Here is a 16,224-nt window from a genome sequence, read left to right as displayed (position 1 = left end):
GCCAGAAGTTCCGAGACAAATTCCGGCCGCATGCACAGCTTCTGGAGCATGCGACCGGCAAGGAGCCCTGCCGAACTGGGGCTGACAGCATACGACAGGCGGAAGCTGGAGCGGGCGTTGCGGCAGGCGCGCGACGCCCGCTACTTCCGTCGTCTTCTGGCCATCAAGCTCATCGCCGAGGGCAAGGGCCCGGGTGAGGTCGCGCACCTGGCAGCCCTGAGTCGACCAGCGGTCTACTTCTGGCTTGAGCGCTACCTTGCAGCACGCACTCCATCAGCGCTGTTGGATGCCCCGCGCTCAGGCCGGCCCAGAAAAGCCCCGCGCCTCACCAGCAGGCGCCTGCGTCGAGTAGTGCGCAGCAGTCCAGAGAGGGCTGGCTGGGCGAGCCATGGCTGGACGGTGCCGCTGCTCCGCTCGCACTTGCAGAGGCAGGGCTTCGAGGTATCCCCCCGCACGCTGCGTCGCCGACTGCACGAGGCGGGGCTGGCGTGGAAGCGACCCCGGTATGTGTACGTGACGGCGGCGCCCCATCCAGGGCAGAAAAAGGGGGCCTTGTCCGCCGTTTGAAGCGCCTCAAACGCCAGTTCCCCCGTGCGGTGCTGCTCGTCATGGACAGCACGGTGCTGCGCTGGTTTCCACCGCTGCGCGCCGTATGGGCTCCTGTCGGTCAGCAGGCAGTGGTGCCCATTACAGGTGAAAATGCCAAGCGCACGCTCTGGGGCGCCATCAACCCGCGCACCGGCAGGCGTGTCGTCATGGCCACCAGGCGCAGCCGGCAGGAGGACTTCATGGCCTTTCTGCGCACGCTGCGCGCCGCCTACCCCGGCCGCCCGCTGCTCTTGGTGCTCGACAGGGCCAGCTGCCACACCGCCCAGAAGTCCCAGCAGCTGGCCTGCCGCCTCGGTATCCATCTGCTCCTGCTGCCCAAGCAGCACTCGGAGCTCAACTGCATGGACCACTTGTGGCGTCCACTCAAGCAGCTCGTATCGGCCAATCGCCAGTACCCTACCGTGGAGCAGCACGTCGACGCCGCCATCCAATGGGTACTGGGCCTCTCTGCCCAGGAAGCCCTCCGCAAGGCGGGCTGCCTCGCCGAAGGCTTCTGGCTGCGCGATTTGTTAGAGAACTTCTGGCGACCTACTTAGTTCATGGACGGAGCCTTCCACGCGAACGCCCCCAGGTCATACGGACCCGAGCCACGGGCCACGCCGTCGTAGTCGAAGTCGACCACGCCCGACAGGTTCACGCCCGCGCCCACGGCCGGAGAGGTGGCCTGGAGGTGGAAGTCCCCCGCCGCCGGATTCACGAAGCCCGCCGCACTCAGGTTGGAGGTGAGCAGGTTCGGTCCCGTGAGCGATTTCACGCAGGCAGTCGTCCCCCCGTTGGCGGCGTAGGGAGTGGGCACGCCCGCCACCAGGTTGTTGGCGAAGGTGAGCGTGCCCAGGCCACCGCAGAAGAAGTACAGCCCCTCGTGCGCCGAGTTCACCACCGTGTTGTTGTCGAAAACGAGGGTCGAAAGCGTGCTCGCCGCCTCCATGTTCGCGGCGGTGTTGCGCAGGAACATCGCGCCCCACCTGCCTCCGACGATCACGTTGTTGGTGATGACGGAGCCGCCCGTTCCCTGGAAGGCGATGCCCTGCGTGCGGTAGGGCTGGGCCGCCTCGATCCAATTCGAGTCGATCAACCCCTTGCTGCCTGGGTTCACCGTGATGCCGCCCGAGTGGCTCTCGATCTGGTTCAGCCCATAGTTGCGAATCACGTTGTGCTGGACGGTCATTCCCCCGGTCGCCGCGCCGATCTGGATTCCATCGTTGCCGATGTTCTCCACCCGGTTGTCGACTACCTCGAGGCCAATCACCTCCGCCTCCCACTGCCGGGAAGTGCCACAGTCATAGCCCGGGGTGTAGCCATTGGCCGTCACCCAGCCGTAGTGCGAGGGGCCGATGTACATGCCCTCGTATTTCGTGTCATGGACGTAGGTGTCGTGGATCTTCGTGTTGTACTGAGCCCACGTGCCGCGGCTCCAGGTTCCGTCGCACCGCGGGTAGGTACGGAAGGCGATCCCCACTCCACCATTCCCATCGCCGCGCACCTCCACATGGCCGATCTCGACGTCGGAGACCCCTTCCCGGAGATCGATGTGGGCCTGATTGCCGCCCGAGGTCCCCGCCACGAGCCCATGGGGATGGGCCGAACTCCCTGCCCCCGTGAGCTTCAAGTAGCGGCTGCCTCCACCGATGTAGACCGGGCTGCCGGTGGTGGAATTGAAGACAGCCTGCCCACCGCAGTTGGTGATCACCGCGGGCTGCGCCGCCGTTGCCACCACTCCATAGAGGCCGATCCCCGTATAAGTCCCCGGCTTGATGCAGAGCGTCTTTCCCACATAGCGGGAGGCGGGTTGGGACCGGCCATCGATCCAGATGTAACCGGAGCCGTTGCCGATGAACTCCGAGCAGCTCCCTGCCTGGATCGTACAGGCCAGGTCCGCTGCCACGACGAGCTTCGTGGAGTCGACGAGCGCTTGCTCCTGCTCTGGGCCGCCACAAGCCAGGAGACCAAAGGTGAAGAGTGCTACGACGGAGGGTGGGCGTGCATGATGAGCCATGGATGACTCATCATGCGGAAATTCCTGTTTTTCTCAATACTCCAAGTGTGATTAGGCTTCACTCCTATCTGTGTTCCTGCCCCAATGTCTGTCGGAGTAGGACAACGTTTGGAGACCCGAGCCCCGCCGCGTCTACTGCGCGAGGACCGTCACCGTCCGGGTCCGGGTGGTCGTGTGGCCCGCGAGGTCGGTGAGGCTGTAGGTGATGGGATAGGTACCGGGGACGTGGCTGTTGACCGTGCCGGAGATCTGGATCCGGCTCCAGCCGGAGTCCCAGGGCGCATAGCCCCCATCACACGTGTCCTCACCCCGGGCGCCCTGCTCCTGATAGGGCGCGTGCAGAGGCAGGGTGAGTTCCCGCGGGCCATTCAAATACAAATAGGGCGCGAGGGTGTCGACGACCGTCCACTCCGTGAAGCACGCCGTGGCGTTGCCGGAGAGATCCACCGCGGAGACCGAGCCGGTGAAACTTCCCGGAGAGCCGTAATACCGGGGCAGATTGCCGACGTCCGACAGGCCGCAGTTGTCACTGAAATCGACGTCGTCCGTGTCGCTCATGCCACCGTAGGTGCATTCCAGCTGCACGCGCGCGGGGCAGGTCAGGATGGGCGGGGAGACATCGCTCGTGCACGAGTTCTCGGTGACGAGCCGGAAGGAGGTACGGTTCCGGTGCGCTCCCCGAGCGTCATACTGGGTGTAGGCGACCAGGAAGTGGGAAGGCGCCTGGGCGGCGATGCCCACCCAATCCAGTGGCGAGTCCTCGTGGAAGCCGGAGAGCCAATCCTCCGCCTGGGGTTCGAGCGTTCCCAGGGGAGACACCCGAGTGGTCATCAACCTGCGGCGGCCATACTCATCCGTGGTCTGCCAGAGCACCCGGTAGTCCTGTCCGTCGTAGGTCACATCGAAGGGGGCCTTGAACCAGGAGTCCTTCGGCACGGGCAGCTCGACCGGTGAGCCCACGGGGATGTCCGCCGGGTCGGGCAACGCACCGTCCGAGGCACGTACCCGCCGGGCCTTCAACGTGTTGCCCTCGCTCCAGAGCACGAGGAACCCTCCCTCCCGCGCGGCGACGCGGACCGTGTCCGCGCCCGCCGGGGAGATGAACAGGGGAACGGGGTCGAGCACTTGCCCCGCGGCGTCGAGGCGCGCCGCCTTCACGCCTCCTGCTTTCTCGGCCCACACCACGAGGCTGCCGCCGCCATGAGAAGCGGTGTGGAGCGAGGACACCCCGGTGGTGTCACCGATGGCGATGGGTCCCGACTCGATGTACGTCCCGTTCGAGGGGCGGATCCGCACGCCCATGATCTGGCGCTTCACCTCCTCGGCCACGGAATCCCAGTAGTAGCCGGAGAAGGCCACCAGGTAGTTCGTCCCGTCGAAGGTCACGGAAGGCGTTTCGTGGGGCAGGCCGAAGGGGTCCGGTGGGCTGATGACCAGGGGAGAGGAATCGAGGACCACTCCATCCGAGGCTCGTACCCGCGCGCCCCTGAGACGGGGTCCGATGATGGGATCCATCCAGGTGACCAGGAAGTGGGTACCGTCGAAGGCCACCGAGGGCAGGTATTCGACCGAGGGACTCGTACCGATGCGCAGGGGAGTGGCGTCCAACTGCACACCGTCCGAGGCCCGCACCCGGACCCCGAGGATGTCCGGCGAGTCCCCCTCCTCCATCCAGACGACGAGGTAGATGCCCTGACCCGCGGCCACCGTGACCTGGGCGTGATCGATCGCGGAGGAGCTCGGAAGGGTATTCACGAGGGTTTCGGCCCAGGGCTGGATGAGGGAGCCGAAGCCAAGGGGCTTCTGGGTCTGGCTCGAGGAGACGGGCCCCCCGGGCGTGGTGGCCTCCGTTGGACCACAGGCGGAAAGCAGGCCCAGGAGGGGAAGGCCGCGCATCAGCGCACGCCAGGGAGCGTGGAGTCGAGAACCGCGGGGGCAGATCGGCATGGAAATACCTCATGGCCGTCGGGCAGGGGGAGCGACGACGGAAGCCATACCCTACACACGCTCCGTCATCCTCGCATATGCCGGAAGTCATGGATGGTCAGCTCAAACGGGAGCCCTGGCCGCCGCACGGGAAGCGAGCCTCCGCATGGATTTCTTGCCCACCGCGACGTCCACCATCTTCCGCAAGCGCGTCCAGACACTCTCCTGCACATAGGGGATGCCGTACTTCTGGCACAGCGCGCGCACCTTGGGCTGCACCCGCTGGTACTGGAGCATCGACAGGTCCGGGAAGATGTGGTGCTCGATCTGATAGTTGAGCCACAGGTGGAGGAAGTCGTTCAGATCGCCCCCGGTGCGGTAGTTGGCGGTGCCGATCACCTGCTGGACGTAGCGCGCGCCCTTGCCCTCGGGCGCGGAGTCGAAGCGGTACAGATCCTCGCCGGTGTGGTTGGGTCCCCCCACCATGAAGGTGTGCAGGTTGGAGAGGATCTCGGCCATGAGCGAGTTGCACAGGGCGCTGAAGGCGGCCCAGGTGCCCAGCGGCAGGAAGAGCGCGGGCAGCAGGACGAAGTTCCAGGCGATGTAGGGCGCGTAGCCGCGCAGCAGCACCTCGCGCCACTCCTCACGGGTGAGCGGGCCGTCCGGGCGGCGCTTGCGCCGAAGCGAGGCCAGTGTCGTTGGAGCGTAGTAGCTGGCCCGCCAGGTGCTCGCGAGCAGCACGATCCGGACGTAGCGCAGCGCGAGAGGAAGCCCGGTGCCTCGCATGAAGCCCTCGGAGTTGCGCTCGTGCACGTCCGGGTCCCCGTCCTCGCCGGTGTGCGAGTGGTGGAGCACGTTGTGCTCGAACACCCAGGCTTCGGGGAGCATCCAGTCGAACCAGTCGAGGAAGCGGCGCTTGCCCTTGGCGAACTCCTTGCTCGTGCGCTCGACGGGGATGCCCGGGACGCGGTCATAGCAGCGGTGCCCCATATGGTGCATCAGCATCCAGCGCGAGGAGCGGCCAAGGCCCAACGCCGCGGCGCTCAGCGGGTTGGGCATCAGCCAGCACGTGGCCAGGCCGATCACCGCGGCCGTGCGGCCCCAGCGCTCGATGCGCCGCAGGTGTGAATAGTCCGCCTCACTGACAGAGGCGTCGAGTTCGGCGCGCAGCGCGCGAATGTCGGCCAGCAGGCCCTCCAAGTCCACGGAAGCGGGCTCGAAGTCGGCGGTAGCGCGAGACACGCGGGGGGACCTCGGTAGCTCGGGCAGGCACGACGAGGAGAGAGTCGCGATGAGCGGGCCCGCAGGGAAGTACTGGAGAACACACGCTACCCCTGGGCCCGTGGCTCGGGGAACGGGTTCGCGCGGGGAACGTCTCCTGGGACACCGACTGAAGTGGGTTATCGCCCGTCTTTCCTCCGTCCGGGGTGACGTCCTATGACCGGCGTCGCCATGCGCCCTCCTTCCTTTTCCTTCCGTGTGCTCCCCTCCCCCCGCCTCCTGCTCGCCGCCGCGGCAATGCTTCTTCCCGCACCCGTCCTCGCCGATCCGCTCGCGGAACAGATCAAGGCCGATCTGCCGGGCCTGCTCGCGCTCTATCGCGACCTGCATGCCCATCCCGAACTGAGCCTCCAGGAGAAGGCGACCTCGGCCCGGCTCGCCACGGAGGTGAAGAAGCTCGGCTTCACCGTGACTCCCGGGGTGGGGGGCCATGGTGTGGTGGCGGTGCTCGAGAACGGACCCGGCCCGGTGCTCCTGGTGCGCACCGATCTGGACGGGCTCCCCGTCGAGGAGGCCACGGGGCTGCCCTACGCCAGCCAGGTGAAGGCCGTCACGCGCGAGGGCGCGCAGACGCGGGTGATGCATGCCTGCGGCCACGATCTCCACATGACGGCCTGGGTGGGCACCGCGCGCCGCCTCGCCGCCCTGAAGGCGCTCTGGTCCGGCACGCTCGTCATGATCGGACAGCCAGCCGAGGAGGTGGGAGTGGGAGCCCGGGCCATGCTGGCGGACGGGCTCTACACACGCTTTCCCAAACCCCAGTTCGCGCTGGCCCTCCACGACGTGGCGGATCTTCCCGCGGGCACCGTGGGCTACTCGCGGGGCCACATGTCGGCGAACGTCGATTCCGTCGACATCCTGGTGAAGGGCGTGGGAGGCCATGGTGCCTCGCCCCATACGACCAAGGATCCCATCGTCCTCGCCTCGCGCATCGTCGGGACTCTCCAGACACTCGTCAGCCGGGAGATCGCGCCCCAGGAGACGGCGGTGGTGACCGTGGGCAGCTTCCTCGCGGGGAGCAAACACAACATCATCCCCAGCGAGGCCCGGCTCCAGCTCACCGTGCGCAGCTACTCGGCGGAGACGCGCCGCCAGCTGCTCGAGGGCATCGCCCGGATCGCGCGCGGCGAGGCCATCGCCGCCGGCCTCCCCGAGGAGCACATGCCCGTCGTGACGACGAAGGAGGAGGAGTTCTATCCCTCCGTCTTCAACACCGGGCCCCTGACGAACCGGCTCGTCGACGCCTGGACCCGGCGCTTCGGCGCGGAGCGCGTGGTGGAGGTGCCACCCACCACCGGAGGAGAGGACTTCAGCCGCTATTCCCTGTCCGACAAGTCCATCCAGAGCATGCTCTTCGTGGTGGGCGGCGTCCCGCGGGCCCGGTGGGACGCGGCCGGAGGAGACCCCACGAAGCTGCCCTCGCTCCACAGCCCCCGGTGGGCTCCCGATGCCGAGCCCACCCTCCAGACCGCCATCGAGGCGATGAGCACCGCCGCGCTCGATATCCTGACGAAGAAGTGACCCCCGCCCCGATCGCCTCCCTTCCGGGTGGGTACCACCTGTGTTCGACCGTTGTTATAACGGAGTGGAGAGGTGCTCCATGCGGAAGACCCTGACGACCATCGGTAACAGCCTCGGGCTCATCATCGACCGTCCGATTCTCGAGCTTCTCCACATCGACAAGGACACGCCCCTGGAGATCGAGACCGATGGAAAGTCACTCATCATCCGTCCCGTCACCGCCGAGGATCGAAAGAGCCAGGTGCGTGACGCGACGAAGCGGATGATGGACGCGCATGACGAGACCCTGCGCAAGTTGGCGAAATGAACCCGGTCTTCCTCACTCTCGAGGACGTGCTCGAGATTCATCACGTCCAGCTCGAGCGGTACGGTGGACCTCCAGGACTGCGCGATCAGGGCCTCCTCGAATCCGCGCTCGCACAGCCGATGGCGACCTTCGCTGGTGAGTTCATCCACCCGGATCTGTTCACCATGGCGGCCGCGTACCTCTTCCATCTCGTCTCGAACCATCCGTTCGTGGACGGGAACAAGCGGATTGGCCTGCTCGCCGCCCTGGTCTTCCTCGACCTGAACGGCGTGTCCATCGTCACCGCCTCGGATGCGCTCTACGAGCTCACGATGGAGGTCGCACAGGGACAAGCAAGCAAGGAGTTGGTGGCCTCCAGACTCCGGCAGATCGCAGGGGAAGGCTGAACATCACGCCGCTGGTGCTGAGTTCCAGGCGACTCCCGCCATGCCCTCACCTGCCGCGCGCCTCCCACCTGGTGTCCTGCGGCTCTCGTGACACCGAGTGGATCCCCAATCAGACTGGCCTTGACTGATGACCAGCCAATATCCGCGCCTTCGTCTTCGTGGCACGACTTCAGACCGTTGGAAGTTCTACGACGGGGAGCCTCCGCGCCCACCACGGGAGTTGCTCGCACGAGAGGTCATCCGCATCGCCTTCTACATGCCGCACGAACACCCTGAACTCTCCTCGGGGGTGAGCCACGCCATCGATAGCTACATGCGCGCGGTGGGTCAGGGGCCCAGGACCATCAATTACGTCCACTTCTCCCACGACGAAGGATCCCGTTTGACGGAGGAGCGCTGGGGTTGGGCGCACCGCATCCTGCAGGAGGCGAGACGCTGGTCTTTCCCCGATGATTATGAACCTTGGGAGCGAAGAGAGATCGAAAAGAAAGGATTTGAGCGAGGCCTTCTCTTCACCGGGGGCGATAACAGCCGGAATGGTTACCAACTCGAGTACCAGGCACGCATTCCGTGGCGGCCTGAGCCCCAAGAGACGATTTCGAGCTTGCTCACCGCGACGCTTCCCATTGAGTACCTCGAAGAACACGGGCCAGCGCGTGTGCGCGAGTTGGCGCTCGACATGGCCTCCAAGCTGATGTTCGCCTCCGGGCACGCGGGACTGGCCCTTCACCTCTACCAGAACCTTCGGGTCAGAGACGTCGGCTTTCGCTCCGAGGTCATGCGATATCCTGGCATCGATCTCCGGCCCGCTTGGTTCAATGAAAAGTGGGTGGGTCTCCGGGTGGATGGAGTCCATTGGCTCAACTTCCTCGGACCGCCTGTTCTCACACAACTCGGTGGCGCGACGGCCCTTCGTTCCCGGTTGCACTCATCCGAGACGGCTCTGGCGGAACTCGCCGGGGATCGCGTCGTTGTCTCTCTTGGAGAGAGACCCGAGGCCGGAGACCTCACCACTGGCGAGACGCTTCCCGCCTACCGTGAATTCGCCCGGGTGATGGAACCCTGGTTCGAACCGCTGTTCCTACCTCGAACCACCGTGTCCGTTGATCCGCCCCGGTACACCACGCTTCGCGTCACCGAGGACGAGGCCCGGCGCTGGTGGAGACGATTCCTCGACTGACCCACGGAGGTGTTCCATGCGAAGAACCCTGACGACCATCGGCAACGACCTCGGGCTCATCATCGACCGCTCGATTCTCGAGCTTCTCCACATCGACAAGGACACTCCGCTGGAGATCGAGACCGATGGGAAGTCACTCACCATCCGTCCCGTCACTCCCGAGGAGCAGAAGAGCCAAGTGGGTGACGCGACGAAGCGGATGATGGACGCCCACGACAAGACCCTGCACAAGCTAGCGAAATAAGCCCGCGCCCCCGTTCCGTTTCCGTGGAGCAGGCGCACCCGGCATCCTTGGCCTCGTGGCGCCACCGTCGCACGGGCCAGGAGCGATCGCGGGCAAAAAGAAAGGGCGTCAGACCGAAGCCTGACGCCCTCGAACTTTCTACTCTGTGCCCAGGGGCGGAATCGAACCACCGACACGGGGATTTTCAGTCCCCTGCTCTACCGACTGAGCTACCTGGGCGTGCTGGCCAACCGCGCGAAGCGAGGGCCGATTTACGGGGACTCGGCCCCTACGTCAAGCAGCTTCTTCACTCCCCTCGTCCTTCTTCCTCTTCCCCCCTCGCCCGCCCCACCGCCCTCCTTGCTTCCGCCTCCCCACCGCCCACACGCTTGCCCCCTCCCGCCCCCTCCACCCGGCAGGCCCCTCCCGTGAGCTGGCTCAACTACCACCACCTCCTCTACTTCTGGACCGTCGCCCGCTCCGGCTCCATCGCCAAGGCCAGCCAGGAGCTCCACCTCGCCCAGCCCACCATCAGCGCCCAGCTCAAGCTCCTCGAGGAGTCGCTCGGTCACAAGCTCCTCGAGCGCCAGGGCCGCCGCCTCGTCCTCACCGACGTCGGCCGCACCGTCCTGCGCTACGCCGATGACATCTTCCGCCTCGGCAACGAACTCAAGAACGCCATCCACGGCCTGCCCTCCGGCCAGCTCCGTGTCGCCGTCGGCGTCACCGACGTCGTCCCCAAGCTCGTCGCCGAGCGCCTCCTCCAGCCCGCCTTCGACGCCTTCCCCAACATCCACATCACCTGCCGCGAGGGCTCCCTCCCCCAGCTGCTCGCCTCCCTCGCCCTCCACGAGCTCGACGTCGTCCTCGCCGACACCCCCTCCTCCGAACCCGTCAGCATCCGCTCCTTCAACCACCTGCTCGGCACCTGCGGCCTCTCCTTCTTCGCCGCACCCCGCCTCGCCCACCTCGCCCGCGGCTTCCCCGGCTCCCTCGAGGGCGCCCCCCTCCTGCTCCCCTCCGAGGTCTCCTCCCTCCGGCGCGCCCTCACCGCCTGGTTCGACGCCCAGGGCATCCACCCGCGCGTCGTCGGCGACTTCGACGACAGCGCCCTGCTCGAGGCCTTCGGCCAGCGCGGCCACGGCGTCTTCGCCGCCCCCTCCATCATCGAGGCCGAGGTCTGCCGCCAGTTCAATGTCTCCGTCCTCGGCCGCACCCAGGACATCGAGACCGGCTTCTACGCCATCTCCGTCGAACGGCGGCTGCGCCACCCCGCCGTCGTCGCCATCGCCGAGAGCGCTCGCGCCCAGCTCTTCGGCTGAGCGCCCCCCACGTCACCGCTCCCGGTACACCTCGCGGCCGTCCACCACCGTGGCCACCACCCGCGCGTCCACCAGCGCCCGCGCCTCGTCCTCCACCGGGTCCACCGATAGCGCCGTGAAGTCCGCCTCCATCCCCACCTTCAGCCTCCCCCGGCGCCCTTCCGCGAACGACGCCCACGCCGGCCCCACCGTGAAGCCCTCCAGCGCCTCCTCCCCCGTCAGCCGCTCCTCGGGCCTCCACCCGCCCGCGGGCTGGCCCCTCGCGTCCTGACGCGTCCTCGCCGCGTACAGTCCCGCCAGCACGTCCGGGCTCTCGATGGGGAAGTCACTGCCCAGCGCCAGCACCGCCCCCGCCTCCTTCAGGCTCTTCCACGCGTACGCGCCCTCGAGCCGCTCCGCCCCCAGCCGCGCCTGTGCCCACCCCATGTCGCTCGTCGCGTGCGTCGGCTGCACGCTCGCCACCAGCCCCGCCGCCCCCAGCTTCTGGATGTCCTCGGGCCGCAGGATCTGCGCGTGCTCCACCCGGTGCCGCAGCCCCTGCGTCTTCGTCTCCGCCGCGGCGCGAATCAGCGTGTCCACCACCAGCGTGTTCGCCCGGTCTCCAATCGCATGCACGCACACCTGGAAGCCCCGCTCCATGAAGGCCCGCGTGCGCGCCTCCAGCTCCTCGGGCTCCATCAACAACAGCCCCGTCTCCCCCGGCGCGTCGCTGTAGGCCGTGTGCAGCGCCGCGCCCCGCGAGCCCAGCGCCCCATCCAGCAGGAACTTCACCGACTTCATCTCCAGCTGCCGCCCGCCGTACGTCCCCAGATCCAGGTATGTCCGCCGCGCCTCCCCCTGCCCGTCCGCCATCGCGTACACCCGCACCGGCAGCCGCCCCGCCATGTCCCACTGCTGAAGCAGCCGGAACGTGCGCGGGTCCATCCCCGCGTCGTGCACGCCCGTGAGCCCCACCGCCGCGCACCGCTCCAGCGCCGCCGCGAGCCGCGCCTCGAGCTGCTCGTCCGTGGGCGGCGGCACCCGGGGCACCACCAGCTCCATGGCGTTGTCCACCAGCACCCCCGTGGGCTCGCCCCGCTCGTCCCGGAGGATCCGCCCCCCGGCCGGGTCCGGCGTGTCCCGGGTGATGCCCGCGCGCCGCAGCGCCTCGCCATTCACCCACGCCGCGTGGTGGTCCACCCGCGTGAGGTACACCGGCGTCGTGGGAAAGCGCGCATCCAGCTCGGCCCGGCCCGGAAACCCTCCCCCCGGCCACCCGTTCTGATCCCACCCCTTGCCGATGAGCCAGTCGCCCTGGAAGCTCGTGGCCGGTGCGTCGGCGAGCCGCTGCACGGCCTCGTCCACCGAGCGCGCGCCCTCCAGCCGAGCCACCGTCAGGCTCAGCCCCAACCCCGCCAGGTGCGCGTGCGCGTCCACCAGTCCGGGCACCACCACGGCCTTGCCCAGGTCCACGACACGAGCCCCCTCGCCCGCCGCCTCCAGCACCTCCCGCTTCGTTCCCACCGCCACCAGCCGCCCCCGGCGCACCGCCAGGGCCTCGGCTTCCGGCCGCTCCGCGTCCAACGTGCGGATGCGGCGTGCCACGTAGACTGTCGTCTCCACTCGCGCGTCCTCGGGCACCCGGCGCGCACAGCCTGCCCCCAGCGCGAACAGGACCGCCCCCAGGAGGGCGAGCCGTGCCGCGCCTCGGGCCCGGGCACCATCATCAATGTGTTGGGATGACTCTCCCCGCATCGGCGGGCCTGCTTTCCCTGCGTGAAACAGCGCGGCGCACCGTAGCCCCGCCGCCCCCACCCCGCCCACTCCCTCTCGCCGCCCCGCTCTCCGAGCCTCCCTCCCGGACAACGTGACAGTGGCGAATCGACAGCGGCATCTTGACACCATCAGTGTCGAGTCCTACTGTCATGTTCGTGAGTCAGGCGAAAACATCCCGGGAGTGGAAGCTCTCGGAGCTGGCCGAGGCGGTGGGGGTGACCCCGAGGACCGTGCGCTACTACGTGCAGCGCGGCCTCCTGCCGGCTCCGCCCTTCAAGGGTCCCGACACCGTCTATGGCGAGGAGCACCTGCTGCGCCTCAAGGCCATCCGTGTCCTCCAGGCCCGCTTCCTCCCCCTCGATGCCATCCAGGTGGAGCTGGCGCGGCTCACCCCCGAGGCCCTCCAGGCGCTCGCCGAGGCCGAGCCCTCCGCACCGCCCCCCGTGCCTGGCGCCGTGCCACCCCCCGCGGTGCCCGCGCCAGCCCCTGTTTCCCCGCCCGAGTCCGCCCCCCCTTCCGCCGCTCCGACGAACTGGCGACGATGGGAGCTGGCACCGGGACTCGAGCTGCACCTCGCCGACACGGCGGATGCGAAGACCCGGGCGCTCGCGGAGCACCTGCGCGCCCTCCTCCAGCAGTCCCAGGAAAGGTAGAGCCATGCACGACGAGAAAGCGGGGCTGTACACGCGCGGCGGCACCCAGGTGGCCTTGCAGGGAGTGGACGTCACCGGAGAGCTGCTCGGAGGCCATGCCCGGGTGCGCGTGTGCCAGCGCTACCGCAACACCGAGCCGCGGCCCATCGAGGCCGTGTATGTCTTTCCGCTGCCCTCGGACGCCACCCTCAGCGCCTTCTCGCTCGAGTGCGCCGGGCGGCGCGTCCAGGCCGTGCTCCAGGAGCGGGAGAAGGCCTTCCACACCTACGACGACGCGGTGACGGCCGGCCATGGCGCCGCGCTGCTCGACCAGGAGCGCCCCAACGTCTTCACCGCCCAGGTGGGCAACCTGCTGCCCGGGGAGGAGACGCGCGTGGAGGTGGAGTTCCTCCAGGTGCTCCAGGTGGAAGAGGGCAGCCTGTGCTGGGTGCTGCCCACCCTCGTCGCTCCCCGCTACATCCCCGGCACGCCCACGGGAGACCGCACCTCGCACGGCGTGGCCGATCCGACGAGCCGGGTGCCCGACGCGGACCGCATCACCCCTCCCGTGGGTGACGCGCCCTATGGCCTCACGCTCGAGCTGCTCGTGTCCCTGGGCCGCGAGGTGGTGGTGGAGAGCCCCTCGCACGCGCTCCAGCTCTCGCGCACCGAGGGCGGCACGCGCGTGACGCTCGCCCGGCCGGGCGTGGTGCTGGATCGGGATGTCGTGCTGAACATCCGCGGCCCGGACACGGACGCGGCCTTCACGCCGCTCGTCACCCACCGCCAGGGCGACGCGCCGGGCACCTTCGCCCTCACCGTGGTGCCGGACCTGCTGGGCATGGCCGGCGCGGCCCGGCGGCAGGAGGTGGTGTTCGTGGTGGACACCTCGGGCTCCATGGACGGGGAGAGTCTGCCCCAGGCCCAGGGCGCGCTGCGGCTGTGCCTGCGCCACCTGCGCGAGGGGGACCGCTTCAACATCATCGCCTTCGAGAATGCCTTCCATCTCTTCTCGCCCCAGCCGGTGCCCTTCACCCAGAAGACGCTGGAGCAGGCGGACCGGTGGGTGGCGGCGCTGCGTGCCCACGGGGGCACGGAGCTGCTCGAGCCCCTGCGCGCCGCGGTGGAGGCCATGCCGGAGGGTGTGGTGGTGCTGCTCACGGATGGGCAGGTGGGCAACGAGTCGGAGATCCTCCAGGCGGTGCTGGCCGCGCGTCGGACGGCGCGCGTCTACTCCTTCGGCATCGGCACCAACGTGAGCGACGCGCTGCTCAAGGACCTGGCGCGGCAGACGGGCGGCGCGGTGGAGTTCATCCACCCCGGCGAGCGCATCGACGACAAGGTGGTGGCCCAGTTCTCGCGGGCGCTCGCCCCGCGTGTCACGGACGTGGAGGTGCGCTTCGAGGGCGTGGAGGCCACGGAGCTGGCGCCCGCCGAGCTTCCTCCGCTCGTGGATGGCACCCCCTGGAGCCTCTTTGGCCGGTACACCACGCCGGGCACGGGCACGGTGGTGCTCAAGGGCCGCGCGGGGGCGGAGCCCTTCTCGCTCGCCATCGCCGTGAACCTCCCCGCGGCGAGCGACCGGCCCGCGGTGGAGAAGTTGTGGGCCGCCGAGCGCATCCGCGGGTGGCAGGCCGCCGCGCTCGTGGGCCGGCGGGCCGAGGCGCTCAAGGAGCGCATCCTCCAGCTCGCGCTCGCGCACGGCCTCGTGACGCCCTACACCTCCTTCGTCGTGGTGGAGGAGCGCACGGGCGAGCGCCGGGCCTCGGGCCAACCCGAGACGCGCGTCATCCCCGTCCATGCCCCCGCCGGCTGGGCCATGTTCGGCACGGACGGGGATACGGCGAAGAAGGAGCTGAGCAAGCCCGCCCCGCGCCGGGCCATCACCGCCTCCGCGCTCCCGTCCGTCGACCGCATGCGCGCGGCCCCGGCTCCCGCGGCGGCGCCTCCACTGCGCCCAGGGGCTCCTCCCGCGGCGGCGCCTCCACTGCGCCCAGGGGCTCCTCCCGCGGCGGCGCCGCCGCCCCCGCGTGCCCCCGCGCCCCAGCCCCTGCTCAAGGGCCCGGCGAAGAAGAGCCAGAGTGGCGCGGTCTACGGCCCGCCCGGAGAGGAAGAGGTGACGGGCTCCAGGCTCGCGCGCGTGGAGGATGCGGCCGCCTCCCTCCTGGAGGCACTGAGTTCCCCTCCGGAGGCACTGCGTTCCCCTCCGTCCATGCCGGACATGGCGCTGGACGACGAGGGGGCCACGGACGGGGCCACGTCCCGGGAGGCCCGAGTGGATCTGCTCGGCCAGCAGCTCGCCAGTGGGTTGTGGGCGGGCACCGGCCCGGGGAGCGAGCCCGTGCGTCAGGCCCGTGCCACCGCGCTCGCCCTGCTGGAGTTGCTGCGCCAGGGCATCACCAGCGGCCATGCGCTCCATGGCGGCCAGGTGAAGAAAGCCGTGGAGGCCCTGCTCGCGCTGATGCCCTCCCTGGGCCAGGCCCCCGAGGTGGCCGAGCTCGCCCTGGGCGTGGCGTGGCTCGTGTCCGTGGGCCCGCGCACCCGGGGACGCATCTCCCAGGCGGCACGGCCGCTCGCGGGGCTCAGCGCCCGGTTGGAGGACGAGGGGAAGCTGCGCCAGCACGTGGACACCCTGGCCACGCGCTGACGTCCTGCCCCGCGACAGGGCGGGGCCTTTCAGCGCTCGCCGAGCGGAGACCTGCCGGTGCGAGGCGCGTCCACCGGCGTCGGCCACCCCATGGGCTCGGGCCGGTAGTTCTCCAGCTCCCGCTTCATGAACCAGGCCACCCCGGCCAGCACGCCAAGGTCGTCCAGCCAGCCCAGCAGGGGCAGGAAGTCCGGCACCACATCCACGGGGAAGAGGAAGTAGGCCACGGCGAACAGTCCCATCAGCCGCCGCCACTGCGGCACGCGAGGATCTCGCACGTAACGGAAGAACCGCGTTCCCATGACTCGAAGACCGGCGATGTTCATGTCCCTGCTTACGAAAAGGGGCGTGAAATCATTGCGAGGCCCGGTCGTAGGAAGGGCGGGCCGCTCGTGCACCGAGCAGCCCGCCCTCACCTTCCTTCACACCTCAGCGCGCG

Annotated in this window: 15 protein-coding genes and 1 tRNA gene; 10 read left to right on the top strand and 6 right to left on the bottom strand. The window is 68.9% G+C overall.

What is annotated here, in order from left to right; genetic code table 11:
* The first annotated feature begins 30 nt into the window (after positions 1–30).
* Both F0U63_RS04925 and F0U63_RS04920 read left to right on the top strand, forming a co-directional pair.
* Positions 31–567: a helix-turn-helix domain-containing protein gene (locus F0U63_RS04925; RefSeq protein WP_395844207.1), complete on the top strand. Its 537-nt coding sequence runs from the start codon at positions 31–33 to the stop codon at positions 565–567.
* Entirely contained in the window at positions 564–1,145 is a 582-nt protein-coding gene (locus F0U63_RS04920; protein ID WP_395841548.1) for a transposase, read from the top strand. The genes F0U63_RS04925 and F0U63_RS04920 overlap by 4 nt, the downstream gene beginning before the upstream one ends.
* On the opposite strand, the gene F0U63_RS04915 is transcribed toward F0U63_RS04920, so the two are convergent.
* The 3 genes from F0U63_RS04915 to F0U63_RS04905 form a co-directional block, all read right to left on the bottom strand.
* Positions 1,142–2,605 (bottom strand): right-handed parallel beta-helix repeat-containing protein, encoded by a 1,464-nt coding sequence (locus F0U63_RS04915; RefSeq protein WP_395844205.1) that lies wholly within the window; start codon positions 2,603–2,605, stop codon positions 1,142–1,144. The two genes, F0U63_RS04920 and F0U63_RS04915, sit on opposite strands and share 4 nt — an antisense overlap.
* 132 nt (positions 2,606–2,737) lie before the next feature.
* A complete protein-coding gene (locus F0U63_RS04910; RefSeq protein WP_395844203.1) occupies positions 2,738–4,501 on the bottom strand; it encodes an immunoglobulin-like domain-containing protein in 1,764 nt (587 codons plus the stop codon).
* A gap of 153 nt (positions 4,502–4,654) precedes the next feature.
* Entirely contained in the window at positions 4,655–5,773 is a 1,119-nt protein-coding gene (locus F0U63_RS04905) for a fatty acid desaturase family protein (RefSeq protein ID WP_395844201.1), read from the bottom strand.
* A 276-nt stretch (positions 5,774–6,049) separates the two neighbouring features.
* On the opposite strand from F0U63_RS04905, the gene F0U63_RS04900 reads away from it, so the two are divergent.
* The 5 genes from F0U63_RS04900 (at position 6,050) to F0U63_RS04880 (ending at position 9,450) form a co-directional block, all read left to right on the top strand.
* A complete protein-coding gene (locus F0U63_RS04900) occupies positions 6,050–7,333 on the top strand; it encodes an amidohydrolase (RefSeq protein WP_395844199.1) in 1,284 nt (427 codons plus the stop codon).
* Positions 7,334–7,412: 79 nt separating this feature from the next.
* Positions 7,413–7,640, top strand: a complete 228-nt coding sequence (locus F0U63_RS04895; RefSeq protein WP_395844197.1) for an AbrB/MazE/SpoVT family DNA-binding domain-containing protein — start codon at positions 7,413–7,415, stop codon at positions 7,638–7,640.
* The gene (locus F0U63_RS04890) at positions 7,637–8,026 is read left to right on the top strand and encodes a type II toxin-antitoxin system death-on-curing family toxin (protein WP_395844195.1); all 390 of its coding nucleotides are present in this window, start codon (positions 7,637–7,639) and stop codon (positions 8,024–8,026) included. The genes F0U63_RS04895 and F0U63_RS04890 overlap by 4 nt, the downstream gene beginning before the upstream one ends.
* A gap of 127 nt (positions 8,027–8,153) precedes the next feature.
* Positions 8,154–9,206: a type VI immunity family protein gene (locus F0U63_RS04885; protein WP_395844193.1), complete on the top strand. Its 1,053-nt coding sequence runs from the start codon at positions 8,154–8,156 to the stop codon at positions 9,204–9,206.
* Between the two features lie 16 nt (positions 9,207–9,222).
* Entirely contained in the window at positions 9,223–9,450 is a 228-nt protein-coding gene (locus F0U63_RS04880) for an AbrB/MazE/SpoVT family DNA-binding domain-containing protein (protein WP_395844192.1), read from the top strand.
* 146 nt (positions 9,451–9,596) lie between these two features.
* Here F0U63_RS04880 and F0U63_RS04875 read toward each other — a convergent pair.
* Positions 9,597–9,669, bottom strand: a tRNA-Phe gene (locus tag F0U63_RS04875).
* Between the two features lie 188 nt (positions 9,670–9,857).
* Between F0U63_RS04875 and nhaR the strand changes: the two genes are divergently transcribed.
* The gene (gene nhaR, locus F0U63_RS04870) at positions 9,858–10,751 is read left to right on the top strand and encodes a transcriptional activator NhaR (protein ID WP_395844190.1); all 894 of its coding nucleotides are present in this window, start codon (positions 9,858–9,860) and stop codon (positions 10,749–10,751) included.
* 12 nt (positions 10,752–10,763) lie between these two features.
* Here nhaR and F0U63_RS04865 read toward each other — a convergent pair whose 3' ends face one another.
* Complete coding sequence (locus F0U63_RS04865) at positions 10,764–12,353, bottom strand: amidohydrolase (protein ID WP_395844188.1); 1,590 nt, start codon at positions 12,351–12,353, stop codon at positions 10,764–10,766.
* A 302-nt stretch (positions 12,354–12,655) separates the two neighbouring features.
* Between F0U63_RS04865 and F0U63_RS04860 the strand changes: the two genes are divergently transcribed.
* Entirely contained in the window at positions 12,656–13,159 is a 504-nt protein-coding gene (locus tag F0U63_RS04860) for a helix-turn-helix domain-containing protein (RefSeq protein WP_395844186.1), read from the top strand.
* 4 nt (positions 13,160–13,163) lie between these two features.
* Positions 13,164–15,785 (top strand): VIT domain-containing protein, encoded by a 2,622-nt coding sequence (locus F0U63_RS04855; protein WP_395844184.1) that lies wholly within the window; start codon positions 13,164–13,166, stop codon positions 15,783–15,785.
* Positions 15,786–15,814: 29 nt separating this feature from the next.
* Here F0U63_RS04855 and F0U63_RS04850 read toward each other — a convergent pair whose 3' ends face one another.
* Entirely contained in the window at positions 15,815–16,087 is a 273-nt protein-coding gene (locus F0U63_RS04850; RefSeq protein WP_395844182.1) for a YkvA family protein, read from the bottom strand.
* Positions 16,088–16,224 lie beyond the last annotated feature (137 nt).

The organism is Cystobacter fuscus (genome assembly GCF_044360685.1).
Lineage (GTDB): Bacteria > Myxococcota > Myxococcia > Myxococcales > Myxococcaceae > Cystobacter > Cystobacter fuscus_C.
This window is presented reverse-complemented; position numbering and strand designations above follow the sequence as displayed.